We start from the raw sequence: 13,293 nt of genomic DNA on the forward strand, positions 1-13,293 counted from the left end.
ACTTCGTAAAAAAGGAAGTCGACAACTGGTATTCGACGAAGGCTCTGACCTGGCCTGACAAGTTGAACGAACCGCCCCGCTGGATGGGGTACTGAGCATCTTTCGGCTAAGTGGAACTCCATGAGCCGGACAATGCTCTTGAGCGATGACCAGCGCGTATTCCGATCACAATCGGCTTTTGATATGCGCTGATGGCGGTTCGGCCGCGTTTTCGTGAATGTGACGCCGCCGCCCGGAAATGTAGGCAGCAGGCAGCCAGGTGCAGCGGATGCACTGCTGTATTATCTCCGGCGGCGATCGACGACAGCACGCGCCGAAGGAATTGACCGACGGTACGCCGGGGATCTGGTAGCCCCCGGCGTACCCGAGGAGTTGCCGCTCCGCGGCCATTTATAGAGCGGCTTGTTTGCCGCGCTCGCCGAAACGAGCGCGCGTCACGGTCCGTCATTCAGCCGCAGCCGAGGCCGCTTCGGTTGTTGGTGCGGCAACAGATCGCACCGCTCTTCTCCCCCTGTGATCCGCCTCCCGCAAGATTCCGAGGTCTGCCCGGCCGTGTAATTCCTCGGCGTCAGTTCGCGCTCCTGCCCAAGTCAGAACAGCCAACCTCGTGAAAAATCCGGAGGTTACGTCTGACCTGGGAAAACGCGCGTTCCGTGCAGAATGGTCGTTCGCAGCTTGATAACGCAGCCAATCAGCAGGCGCGGGCTCAAGCCGGAGAGAGCGAAAAATAAATTGAATGGCGATATACGATATGTTATCAAACGTTATGTACTTGATAAATCCGTTATGACGAATAATAACGACGGCATAATTTGATCCGCGGGTCGACGGAGCGAACAAGCAAGTCGATTGTCGCTGAAAAGAGAGATGATGGTGCGGCGTCATTAAGAAAGTAATTTGAATAGCTTAGCGTAATTCCTAGGATATCCCCGAAACCTTCGATGAAGAAGCGAGGCGTTCCCGTGTTGTCACGGGACGTCAGATGATCTCGCCCGCATAATGGAAACAGACGAGGTAATATACCAGCGCACCATATATCAAATGTTATATTATTTTTGACGTTTCACAATCCGAATTAATGTAAATGTTATTGTTGGAGCCTGTCGTGGCCAAGCCGTTGCCTGCCGCCGATCCTGGTAAAACTCGCCGCGAGGACAGGCCGCTTGTCGGCTGGTCCCGAGACGAGCATCGCAGTCAGAAACTGCAGGATAACGCTTTGGCCGCCGCCGCCGGCATGTCGATCGAGGCTGACGCGTTCAACGTCCTCATTCTCAACTACACCATGAAATGCAGCCTGGCCTGCGACTTCTGCTGCTATGGCTGCACGCCAAAGCGCACCGAAACGATGTCGCTGCCGTTCGCTCTTGATCTCGTCGATCAGGCGGCTTCCCTCGGAGTGTTTGCCCAGGGCGGTTTCACCGGCGGCGAACCCTTGCTGTTTCTACCTGAGATCAAACAGATTGCCGCGCGCATGCATTCCCACGGCATGAAGTTTTCCATGATCTCCGCCTGCGACTGGGCCAAAACCGACGAGGCGGCGAGCGCCACCGTCAATCCGTTGGCCGATCTTGGCATGGAGGTTCTCAGCATCAGCTATGACCCGACCCATGGCAAATGGGTGCCGCAGGACAATGTCCGGCGAGTGATCGCGGCTTGCGCACGCAAGGGTGTGAATGTCGTTATCGCCGCCAGCTTCTATTCTGCAGAGGAAAAGCTGCAACACGTTTTCCCTGACCTTGTCGGCGATCCCAATGTCGAATTGGTCAACCGCCTGGTGCTGCCGACCGGCAATGCCCGCAATCGCGGCCTGTCGCCCCAGAGCTACCAGGTGGAACTGCAACACGAGGCATACGCCTGCTACAAGCGCATTTATCACGACTTGACGGTGTTCTGGGATGGCGAGGTCTATCCTTGCTGCTCGGTGTTCAACCGGGCGACACCGGGATTGTCGCTGGGCAATCTCTATGAACGGACACTGGCCCAGGTTTGGGACCGGCTCGAAGGCTCGTTGATGTTCCGCTGCATGAAGCGGCAGGGCTTCAGCGCGCTGTATGACACCGTGCGCCGTCGCGATCCTTCGCTGGCCGCTCGGCTCCCGGACCCCGGCGAGGCCTTGGGTCCTTGTGAACTTTGCCACCGCGTCTTCAAAGATGAGGCGCTGGCCGCCGACATTGCGTCCGTCTTTACGGCGGTGGAGAGGGATCGCATCCGCGCCATCCTCGCCAGCGCGCGCAACGTCTCGGACGAGGTCAAGATCAGACGGATGCTGGAAGAGGCAATCGCCTGAGGAAGGTCACTACCAACGGAAGGAACTGACGAAGATGGCTACGCTCGAAGATCTCGAAACCACCCTGCTCTCCAATCCTGCGGCCCGCGCGCGTTTTCTTGCCGACACGCTCGAACTATTTGAAAAAAATGGCGTCGATGTAAACACCGCCTTTTCGGGCGCGGCCGCCGATTCCTTTGATCTAACCGACGGTGCCCGCTTCCTGGGCGGTCTCGCGGCATCCTCGGTGGTTATTACGCGTTCCAGCACCGGCCGCGGCGTCGGCGATCTCGGCGGCAATCCAGCGGCGTCAACCCTGGTCATCACCCGCTCCAGCACCGGCCGCGGTGTCGGTGACCTCGGCGCCAACCCGGCGGCGTCCACCCTGGTTATCACCCGCTCCAGCACTGGCCGCGGCGTCGGCGATCTCGGTACCGTGGCATCGACCGTGGTCATCACGCGCTCGAGCACTGGCCGCCTTGCCAATATTGCCAATCAGCTCAAGCAGGTTGCTCAGGCGCTCGAAAGCGAGAGCCTCGAACTCAACGCCCAGGAAGAGGCTCTGCGTAACGCCGGCAGCTGAGATGCGATCGCCCCAAAAAATTGCTGCGCGCCCCGGCACTCTCGAAATCAGCCCCGCCGGGGCGCCAGCGTCCTTGGATGCCCTGCGCCCCATCGAAGGCAGACCTTTCGTGTGGCACACCGTCGGCGCGACGACCCCGACACAGAAAATGACCCTCCGCGCCATCGTGGGGCGGGTGGCGCCGCTTGAGGCGATGATCGAGGCTAACAATCTGCGTCCGGTCTCATTCCTGACTCAGGCCATCCGCTCTGCCCGCGCTGTCGCCCAGATCGTCGTGCCGCAGTTGGGGCTCGGAACCGGCTTCATGATCGCGGACGACTGCCTGATGACCAATAACCACGTCCTGCCAACCGCCGCCGTCGCAGGCAATGCTCAAGCGCGCTTCAACTATGAGATCGACGCTGACGGCAAGTTGTCGGAAGGAGTCTATTTCCGGCTACGGCCGGACCTCTTCTTCACCACCAACGAAAAGCTCGATTACTCCATTGTGGCGGTCGAGGGCAGTCCCGGCCTGCGCTTTGGCAGCATCGCGCTGGAGCGGGTGCCCCTCGGTCCAAACCAAGGCGTCAATATCGTCCAGCATCCTGCTGGCGGTCCTAAGCAGGTCGCCCTGGTTGATAATGAGCTGGTCTATTGCGACGAGGTGTTGGCACAATATCTGACTGATACTTTGCCTGGCTCGTCCGGTTCACCGGTGTTCGACGACAATTGGCGTTTGGTGGCGTTACACAATAGCGGAGGCTGGATTCCAGAGCCCGGCACCCAGTCGACACATTTCCGCAACCAAGGAATTCTCGTGCGCGCCATCCTGGACGATCTCGTGCGTCAGGGTTTTGCGGCTGGGCATTAACAGCGCTCTTGCCGCGACTCCCGCGCCTTACGTCGGCTCCTGCGCACCCAATTCTGTCCAGGGAATTTGCCGGTCCACACATGAAGTCATAACGGCAAACACAGGGGGAATCCGCGACACCAAACCCAGTTCTCGAAGAAACCTAAACCAGAAATAATTCGCCAAGGTTCGGCGAACGGGTTGCTTCTGGTATTCAACGCCACGGAAAACATAAAAGATTCGATCGTTCGTTGCGCTTGCTCTGCGTACAAGTTCCGCCTCGTGTCCAAGTGGAGAGACTCGTGCGATTCGCAGATGGCAAGTTTCGTTCCGCCCTTCGATAACGGGCATGTCCTCTAGGCTCTCACTGGTTGAGTGGACATCAAACTTCTGGTCTTTCAGGAACTTGATGACTGCACTCTGTATCTCCCCCAGATTTTCAGGCCGGAGAGTTACCTTCCAACCGATCGTCGGTATCAGCACCAATACAATGAACCACCTAAGTGCGGAGGACTGTATCATGCCGGACGCCTGCGAGACTGATCGATAAAACCAAACCCAACATAACTATACTTAACAAACTTTCGGATATGGAACCATGGAGCATCGTATAGAACGAGGCGTTGACACCCATGAGGCTGATGCGAAGCACATTTACAGCGACAACGGAGAAGCAAGCCAACAGGCACCAGAATATATCCCGGGAACTCCACTTATGCCGCGCGAACTGACTGACCGTCACCCAACAGAGCAGCGCCAGCGACACATTGGCAAGGGAGGAGCATGCAGGAAAGATAGCAAGTGAGCCGGAATGATCGGCAAATTCGACGAGATTTCCGGTCCGATGTGTGCCGAGCATCCACGCAACGAGAGTGGCGTCTATCTCCAATACAAACCTGGCAAACAGATTAAAGATAAGTCGACTCCACAACATGGGCACGGTGACAGCTAGAAGAACAATGGCCCCCCGACGAAGTGAATCGCCCGGCTGTCCGAAAATTAAGACGTATAAGCTCAATATCGTCAGTGCGAGCCAACTCGCGGCCCCAACCGGAAGAGCGATCAACAGCAAAACGGGCGCTGACAACACCAGATCGGCCTTTTGGACTTCCCCTTTTCGATCGTCCAAAATCAACGACACGCCGACAAAACATGCAGCCCACACGATAATGCTGACGCCGAACATTTCGATAGCCGCATCGAGCAATCCCTTGGATTGAATCGATTCTGTTATTCGTGCCGTCACCCCGTTGGCACACCCAATGATGTACAGGCTCGCGAATAATTCGCCGCGATTGCCCCCCGACGAATTGATTTTTGCTATGGCCTTTTGCAGCATCGGACAATCAACAATTCAGAGGAAAACCGCTGGCGTTTGGCAGCAACAAGTCCACGTCACGTTTCAATGCGAATGAGCACTTAGCGCACATGCGAACCTGGCTGGAGCATACGATCCCTGATATCTCCATGCGGGACGAAGCGCGACCTCTCACGCGAACTTGATTCGTCCTCTTAACCATCGAAGTTCCGCTGCATCTTTAACTCCCCGAGCGTTCAATTGACGCCGAACCTCTGTATGCAACCGAGTCAGAGATTGAATACTATCCGGAATATAATTAATGATTTTCCAAGTTAAATTTTTTGAGCCGCTCCAAAAATCTCAAATATCTGACATCTAATTCAAACAGCGAGGGTTTCTGCCGTCCAAAAAAAGGGGTTCCGATTTACGATAAACTAGTCGGATTCATATTTGATTTGGACAACCGCTCTTTATTCGAATAGTTTTGAAAAACTACGCATTCTGATCGCCCGTTTGCCTGAGCGCGACTGAAAACCGGGTATGGATAAAAATCCTATGCTACAAAGCAACCCGCCGCAAGCGGACAGAACACGACTGGCATATCAAAATATCGAGGGCATGCAGCCGGCGAACGAGAACAACTTCGAGGATACGATCAATTTTATCAAAGGTCTCGTCCGCCGCCAGTATGCGTTAGTTATATTCACAACTGCTATTTTACTGGCCCTCGGCGCGCTCTACCTGGTTGTTACTCCGCCAACCTATACAGCACACACTCGATTGTTGCTGGGAAACCCAAATATGCCGCTTGTCCAGCAGCAATCGCTTGGGGCGGAACGCGCAATCGATCGAAACCTCATAGAGACACAGCTTCAGATTCTCAGATCGAGAAGCATCATCATTTCGGCCATACAGCAACTTAGGTCTGACAATAATAGCAATCTGAACCAATCAGGCCTCTTCAAGCGAATACGACGGTGGTTAGGGGGAGCATCGAATGACGATGCTACAGGCCAACCGTCGGAAGAAATGATCGAGGCCTTTCAAAAAAGCCTCTCTGCTACGCGCATCGAAGCCAGCAATGTGATCGATATTGGTTTTAGCTGGAGCAACGGGGCCGAAGCCGCCAAAATCGCCAACCTGATCGCAAACGGATACATTGCAGACCAACTCAACGCCAAATTCGAAGCGAACGAGAACGCGCTACTCTGGCTGCAACAACGCCTGAAGGCGTTGGGCGAACAAGCCGATAACGCAGAACGCGCGGTCAATGCCTATAAGTCGCAGCACAATATCGTGACGTCCAGCGAAGGGAAGCCAATTGATGAACAGCAGATTGCGGAGCTGAACAGTCGGCTGGCCGCTGCCCGGGCACAAACGACCGAGGCCACTGTGCGCCTTGATCGATACGAAAGCGTTTTGAAGAAAAACCCCGAAACCTCTGATTCTATCGGGACGATAGATGCCGCTGGATCCGACCTCCTTGTCAGCCCGATCATTACCGCGCTCCGCCAACAATATCTCGATTTGCAACGACGGGAGAATGAATATGCAGCCAAGTTCGGAAAGGATCACTTGGCTGTCGTAAATTTGCGGAATCGGATGCGAGATACCCGCAAATCCATTTTGCAGGAAGTACATCGCCTCACCGAGGCTGTCAGGAACGATCAAGCGATCGCCAAGCAGCGCCAGGAAGAAATTGAAAAGCAATTGGCAGAGGCGGTGGCCCTTTCGCGGTCAACGAATGCCGCCGGAATAACCCTGCGCGAGCTACAGACTAAAGCCAAGGAATATCGCAACCTCTATGACACATTCCTGCAGCGCTACATGGGATCAACCCAGCAGCAGTCCTTTCCGATCTCCGAAGCGCGCGTGATTTATGCGGCGACGCCTCCACTCAAAAAGAGCAAACCAAAAACACTTGTTGTTTTCGCGCTCAGCCTCTTTGGCGGAATTGTTCTTGGCTCGGGTTTGGCATTCCTGAGGGATTTGATGGATCGCGTCTTCCGAACACCGACCCAGTTGGAAGAAACTTTGGGCCTGCCCTGCCTTTCAGTGGTTCCGCTGCTCGATCCGGCCAAATCGCCAAGTTACAACCAGGAAAAAGGCCTCGGGACTTTGTCGAAGGCCTCATCGCTGCACTGGGCGGTAGTGAACATGCCCTTGTCGAGATTTGCGGAATCCATACGGTCCATCAAGCTTGGGATCGATCTGAGCCGCGGTCAAGCTTCCAATAAAGTCATTGGCGTGACTTCTACACAGCCCGACGAAGGCAAGTCCACAATTGCCGCTTGCCTGGCTCAACTCATCGGTCAAAGCGGGAAAAACGTGATCCTCGTCGATTGCGATCTCAGAAACCCGTCCCTGTCGAAGGTACTCGCGCCAAATGCAAAAATCGGCCTCGTCGAAGTCCTTTTTGGAACGCAACCAATCGAGCAGGCTATATGGACGGACACCGAGACGAATTTGGTCTTTTTGCCAGCGGTGAAAAACCGCACCCTCCTTCATAGCAGCGAAATGCTTACCACCGATCCGATGCGCATCCTGGTCGAAAAACTGCGCTCAACTTATGACTATGTCATTATCGACCTTCCGCCGCTGGCGCCCATCGTTGATGCCCGAGCAAGTTCGACATTCGTCGATTGTTTCGTCTACGTCGTGGAATGGGGTCGAACCAAAATCGATGTCGTGAAACATGCGCTCCATTCCGCGCCGAACGTTTATGAGAATGTGATCGGCACAGTGTTAAACAAGACCGACATCAACGGAATGGCCAGCTACGACGGCTCGCGGAGCGATTATTACAATGAAAGTTATTATTCGCATTACGGACCGAGTGACACGCCGTCGTAAAGCTCACCTGAAACTGTTGCAACCACGCCACAGTTTTTGAGTTTCGAGCGCCACAGCTCAATCCCCCCTGTTCTGAATCTCCCTAAAATGCGAGATTTTGTCGAATCTCGATCTGATGTTGGGGGCACCTCTGAGGCTGACAATAAGAAACTATGCGTTGACGTCGGTTCTCCTGGCGCTTCTGGTTAGTGGATGCTCGACCGTCCCCGCCAGCGGTCCGCAAGGCGTTGACGTTGAAAAGCGCTCAGAAGGCGGTGTGCCGGTAAACTTACCGTACGCTACGGTGGATGTTACTCCTCAGGTCGTAAAGGTTTTAGCGGATTATACCCCGAGACTGTCCAAGGCTTTCGCTGACAGGACTCCGCCAAAAGCGTTTCGTTTTGGTGTCGGCGATATCGTCAGCGTGACGATCTTCGAGGCTGCTGCCGGCGGACTTTTTACGTCCGACACGGGAGTTCGCGCAGGTAATTTCGTCACCATTCCCAATCAGGCCGTCGATCAGTCCGGAACGATTACAGTGCCATACGCAGGTCCGGTACCCGCGAAGGGACGTACGCCCGCACAAATCGAATCCTACATCGTCGAGCATCTGAAAGCCCGCGCTCTGGAGCCTCAAGTTATCGTTGCCTTGGCTCAACAGAATACGTCCCTCGTCAGCGTGCTGGGTGATGTTCATTCGGCGGGGCGATTCCCGGCCAATCCCTCCGGTGAACGCATCCTGGACTATGTCGCAAGGGCCGGTGGTCCGATGAATCAAGGATACGACCTTTGGGTGTCGTTAGAGCGCGACAAGCACCGAGCGAGCGTCCCGTTTGGCGCCTTGCTTTACGAACCTGCCAACAACATCTACGTGCTCCCGAACGACGTTATTTATCTTTACAGCCAACCCCAGACCTTCGTTGCATTTGGAGCTGCGGGGCAGCAAGGCCAGTTCAAGTTCGATGCGTGGCGCCTCTCGCTCGCTGAAGCCATCGGGAAGCATCAGGGTTTGAATGATAATCTTGCCGATCCCAGCTTCGTATTCCTCTACCGGGGAGAAACACGGGAAGTCGCCGCCAGGCTCGGGGTTGATTGCAGCCACTTTGAAGGACCAATCATACCTATAGTATATCACCTCAATTTGCGTGATCCTTCGGGATATTTCCTTGCCCAGAACTTCGAGATGCGGAACAAGGATGTTGTCTATACATCCAACGCCTCGTCGGTCGAAACGACCAAGTTCTTGACCTTCCTGCGAACAATTATGGCAACGGCTAACGATCCGATAACCTATGCCACCAATGGCTACATACTGAAGAACACGATTAATGGAGCGGCCACCACCGTGATTACGACACCGACGCCAATCTTGGCACATTAGACCGCTCGCAGATCCAGCCCGTAGCCACCTGTCTTCTGCCTCAGCTGACCCGTGCGGGAAAAACGATGCTTTTTTCGTTCGTCGTTCTGCCGATTGCAGTTGCGTTTTCTGCTGCAGTCGGCCTGGTTCGCACCAACCTGGCCTTGGGTCTCATCTGCGCCTGTCTTGCTGTTGCGTTGATTACCCTGGGAGCCTCCCGGTACGGCAGCTATCTTAGTCGACCACGCCGCTCTCCCATGTCGTTATTTGCGGGTGTCGTTCTGCTTCTTCCGTGTCTGTGGATGCTGTTGCAGGCTATTCCCCTCCCCGGCGACTGGCTCTCCAATAGCGTCTGGTCCAGCGCTTCGAACGCTTTGGGTTCTCCTGTTTCCGGTTCGATTACCGTCGATACTGGCGCGACCCTATTGGCCTTCGTCCAATATTGCGCCGCGCTTTCCACGGCCGGCGTCGTAATGGTGGTGGCGTTCGACAGGCGGATGGCCGAGCTTACGCTCTATTTTCTGACCTTCGTTGCAGTATCCGCAGCCGTACTTCGGATCGTTGACAGCTTGGGGTACCTTGATCTCGCCCAGCACAACGCCACAGGCGATATTTCCGGAACGTCGATTCTGGCAGCGGCAGGTGTCACGCTGGCGAGCGCAACCGAGGTTCGCCTGCGCGAGCGATTGCGCAGCAGACGAAGCGGGCCGGAATCCCGGCAATGGGCGATAGCCGGATTCATCGCCGGAGCCATCGGCTTGGCTATTTGCACATTAGCGCTTCTCATCGAAGCCGATATAATGCTTATCTTTGCTGGCCTTTTTGGCGCGGGAGTTCTGATCGGCATTTTAGTCGTCAGGCAGTGGTCGTTCGGTGCCTGGGGGCGAGCGGGTGTCATCGCAGTCGGCGCAATAACCCTGCTCACTTTCCTCGCGACAGTGCAGCCCGGAAGAGACACGGGTTCTGCAACGACATCATCGTCGCAGAATCAAACCGTCGTAGACCGAATGCTATCGGACGCGCCTGCTCTCGGCTCCGGAGCGGGAACCTTCGAGAGTCTCTTGCCGGTCTACCGGGAGGTTGACCATGCACAATCGGGAAGAGCCGAGGTGGCCGCAGCCCTCATCACGATCGAAATGGGGCGAACATTTCTCTGGATTTTCATCTTGGCGTTGGGCGGCATAGCCACGGCATTTGCTCGAGGGGCAGTAACGCGCGGCCGCGATTACGTCTACGCAAGCGCTGGAGCCGGAGTCGTTGTCGTCGCCTTAATTCTCGTGTTCACCAATGGCGGCGTACTCACCTTGCCGGCATCCATATTCGTCAGCGCCGTTGCCGGACTCGCCTGGAGCCAGAGCCGCAGCACGATTGAAAACGCGGCATTGGCACATTCGCACACTGGAACAGCCGAAGACTTCTATCCAACTGAGAACTCGCCCGAACCACGTATGAAGGTTGCGCTCCTGGCCGGGCTAATCCTTATCATTGAAGCGTTCTGGCTGCTGCTGCCGGAGCAACATATATCCGAAGTCGTTGCGTCTCCGTTCGTCGACATTCATTCAACCGTTTCGATCTACCAACGAAACAGCCTCAAAGAAGCCGCGACGATTGCAGGTGTGCGAGGGGACCTTTGGGCAGAAAGCGCATTTGCAGGAACAATTCTGCTGCTTAAACGCTCGGAGGCTGTCCCTTCCAGCGAGAAAGGGACGCTCGGTGATCTTACCCGCGCATTGCGATACGCTCCGCTCCGCAGCGACGTGTGGTTGACTTTCGCACTGCTTGCGGAGAGATACAGATGGCCAAACGCTGATCCCAAGGCTCTACTAAAGATGGCGTACTACACCGGTCCTAACGAAACCAGTTTGATTCCGCCCCGTCTTAAAGCAACGTTACGTTTGACTGGCGGGCCTGCGGACCCTGAGCTGCAGGATATGATCAAAGGCGACATCAGCCTCATCTTTCGTCGCCTACCCGCACTCAAGCCGATTTTAGCCAACGCGTACAAAACGGCCTCGACCGACGGTCGAGCCCTTGCGGAACGTATTATAGGTGAACTCAATCCGGATTATCTCAAGATAATACGCAATCAATAATGAGGTGGAAGCTCACTATGTGAGGTTCCCGACAATCTCTTCAACCTGCCGCTTGTATGAAGTTCAACGCCAATGATAAAGCGCTCAAACATGCTTCGCAAAAATGCGCCGCCAAGGTATCCAAGTTGAAGAGCGATCCCCGCGCCAACCCACTGGCCGAAGCCAATCGATATCCCGGCGATCAGCCCGAAGATTGCTCCAATCGGCAAAAACAATACAATCAGAAATAGTGTTTGAACGCCGAAAAGCGCTCCGGTCAAGAGGCCCGCAAAAAGGTTAAAAATCACAAACAACATCAGCGGGGTAGGTCCCCATTAAGATATTTCGCGTGAAGCGACCGTAGATAGAAATTCTTAACAAACCTCGTTCAACCACTGCGTTATTTTAATTTTTATTTTTTCTTGAAAATTATAATTATTTGTGTTTAAACACCCGAATTCTTAGTGTTGGTTTTTTATCCATGAATTTTGTTAGCCGACGGAAGATTGAATTTGCAGAAGCGGGAAAAGTATCTGCCCGCGACTTAGACCTGATTCCCTTAGAGAGCATCGGTAGTAAATGGCCGATCCGCTATGAGTGGATAGAGACGACGGCGATTGCCTTCGATGTGTTGACAATTGTCTCGGCCAGTTTCTGCGCGAGCCTTTTTTATCAGTTGAGTGAAGGTCTGCACATAGAAATAGGAAAACCCCTCGGCTCAGCGACATTAGTAGCGATTCTGTTCAGCCCCCTGCTGAAATATCAAGGCCGGTACAAGCCCACTGAACTGCTCAGTTGGCGGCGTCAGATCCGGATGGTTTTTACGGCTTGGGTAGGTGTGTTCTTGCTGCTGGCAGGCATCGTCTTCGCTTTGAAAATTGGCAGCGAACTCTCGCGTGCAACGAGTATTCTGTTTGCCGCTTTTGGCATGATCGGCCTGATCGCCAATCGAACAATTATCCGGGAACTGCTGAAAAAAGGGCTCTCCGAGCATCGATTCTCCTGCCGAAGGGTGGCCTTGATTGTCGACCCCGCGCAAGGCTATGAGCCGATTAGCCGGAAGTTGTGCAAAATTGGCATGGACGTAAGCACCAGATTTGCCTTGCCTCCGAGAGGCGCTGGCTCGAACCTGCGGCGAAAACTTGCCAAAAATATCGTAGGACATATTCGCGGCTCGGATATTGAAGAGGTGATCGTTACCGCAGATTTGAACCGATGGTCGGAGCTTCGAGCATTTGCGGACGAATTGAGATTGCTGCCGCTTCCGATTACCATTGTCCCGACCGGAGCCTGCAAAGAAATTCTCGACCTGCCTCGCCGCGATCTGGGCGCGATGACTCGCGTGGAATTGCAGCGCGGTCCATTGAGCCGCACAGAGGATTTGGCGAAACGCGCCATCGACCTTATCGGGGCAAGCGCAGTATTGGTCCTTCTAGCGCCCCTTCTCATCATGGCTGCGGTGGCAATAAAGCTGGATTCGCGCGGACCAGTTCTCTTTAGACAGCAACGACTTGGCTTTAACGGCCGAAGTTTCAGAATTTGCAAATTCAGAACGATGTCGACCCTTGAGGATGGCTTTACTGCGGTTCAAGCGCGTCCCGTTGACAGTCGGGTTACTCGCGTCGGCAGGTGGCTTCGAAAGACGAGCATCGACGAATTGCCACAATTATTCAACGTCCTGAGCGGCAGCATGTCGCTTGTGGGACCAAGGCCTCATGCAGTTGCGCATGACAATCATTTTGACAAACTCGTCAGAAATTATGCCTTTCGCCAACGGGTAAAACCTGGGCTAACCGGATGGGCGCAGATCCATGGGTGTCGAGGCCCAACTCCAACGACCGAGCACATCGCACGGCGCGTGGATCACGATCTCTGGTACATCGACAATTGGCGACTGGGACTGGATTTACTGATTCTGATCCAAACACCCTTGGAAGTTCTACGAGGCAGGAACGCCTACTAGGGTCGAGACTCAATTGGCCGTCCACCAGGTTATTGCGGCAGCGATGCAGACGGCCGACATGAAGATGTCGGCACGTTTATCGTAGCGC

Annotated in this window: 9 protein-coding genes; 7 read left to right on the plus strand and 2 right to left on the minus strand. The window is 54.8% G+C overall.

Annotated elements, in window-relative coordinates:
• Positions 1-1,117 precede the first annotated feature (1,117 nt).
• From BGO16_RS02600 to BGO16_RS02610, 3 genes are all read left to right on the plus strand, one after another.
• A complete protein-coding gene (locus BGO16_RS02600; RefSeq protein ID WP_292617040.1) occupies positions 1,118-2,287 on the plus strand; it encodes an SPASM domain-containing protein in 1,170 nt (389 codons plus the stop codon).
• A gap of 34 nt (positions 2,288-2,321) precedes the next feature.
• Positions 2,322-2,849, plus strand: coding sequence for a hypothetical protein (locus BGO16_RS02605; protein ID WP_292617041.1), 528 nt, complete (start codon positions 2,322-2,324; stop codon positions 2,847-2,849).
• Between the two features lie 73 nt (positions 2,850-2,922).
• Entirely contained in the window at positions 2,923-3,699 is a 777-nt protein-coding gene (locus BGO16_RS02610; RefSeq protein ID WP_292617042.1) for a serine protease, read from the plus strand.
• 478 nt (positions 3,700-4,177) lie between these two features.
• Here the strand turns inward: BGO16_RS02610 and BGO16_RS02615 are convergent, their stop codons facing one another.
• Positions 4,178-5,017, minus strand: a complete 840-nt coding sequence (locus BGO16_RS02615; RefSeq protein WP_292617043.1) for a hypothetical protein — start codon at positions 5,015-5,017, stop codon at positions 4,178-4,180.
• A gap of 501 nt (positions 5,018-5,518) precedes the next feature.
• On the opposite strand from BGO16_RS02615, the gene BGO16_RS02620 reads away from it, so the two are divergent.
• From BGO16_RS02620 to BGO16_RS02630, 3 genes are all read left to right on the plus strand, one after another.
• Positions 5,519-7,831 carry a polysaccharide biosynthesis tyrosine autokinase gene (locus tag BGO16_RS02620; RefSeq protein ID WP_292617044.1) on the plus strand — a complete coding sequence of 771 codons (2,313 nt, stop codon included), beginning with the start codon at positions 5,519-5,521 and terminating at the stop codon, positions 7,829-7,831.
• Between the two features lie 157 nt (positions 7,832-7,988).
• Complete coding sequence (locus BGO16_RS02625) at positions 7,989-9,191, plus strand: polysaccharide biosynthesis/export family protein (RefSeq protein ID WP_363091328.1); 1,203 nt, start codon at positions 7,989-7,991, stop codon at positions 9,189-9,191.
• Positions 9,192-9,256: 65 nt separating this feature from the next.
• On the plus strand, positions 9,257-11,263 hold the full coding sequence (locus tag BGO16_RS02630) for a hypothetical protein (protein ID WP_292617045.1): 2,007 nt from the start codon (positions 9,257-9,259) through the stop codon (positions 11,261-11,263).
• On the opposite strand, the gene BGO16_RS02635 is transcribed toward BGO16_RS02630, so the two are convergent.
• A complete protein-coding gene (locus BGO16_RS02635; RefSeq protein ID WP_292617046.1) occupies positions 11,257-11,559 on the minus strand; it encodes a hypothetical protein in 303 nt (100 codons plus the stop codon). The two genes, BGO16_RS02630 and BGO16_RS02635, sit on opposite strands and share 7 nt — an antisense overlap.
• Positions 11,560-11,723: 164 nt before the next feature.
• Here BGO16_RS02635 and BGO16_RS02640 point away from each other — a divergent pair, with 164 nt between their 5' ends.
• Complete coding sequence (locus BGO16_RS02640; RefSeq protein ID WP_292617047.1) at positions 11,724-13,205, plus strand: exopolysaccharide biosynthesis polyprenyl glycosylphosphotransferase; 1,482 nt, start codon at positions 11,724-11,726, stop codon at positions 13,203-13,205.
• The last annotated feature ends 88 nt before the right edge of the window (positions 13,206-13,293 follow it).

Origin of the sequence: Nitrobacter sp. 62-23, assembly GCF_001897285.1 — a bacterium.
In the GTDB taxonomy this organism is placed as follows: Bacteria; Pseudomonadota; Alphaproteobacteria; order Rhizobiales; family Xanthobacteraceae; genus Nitrobacter.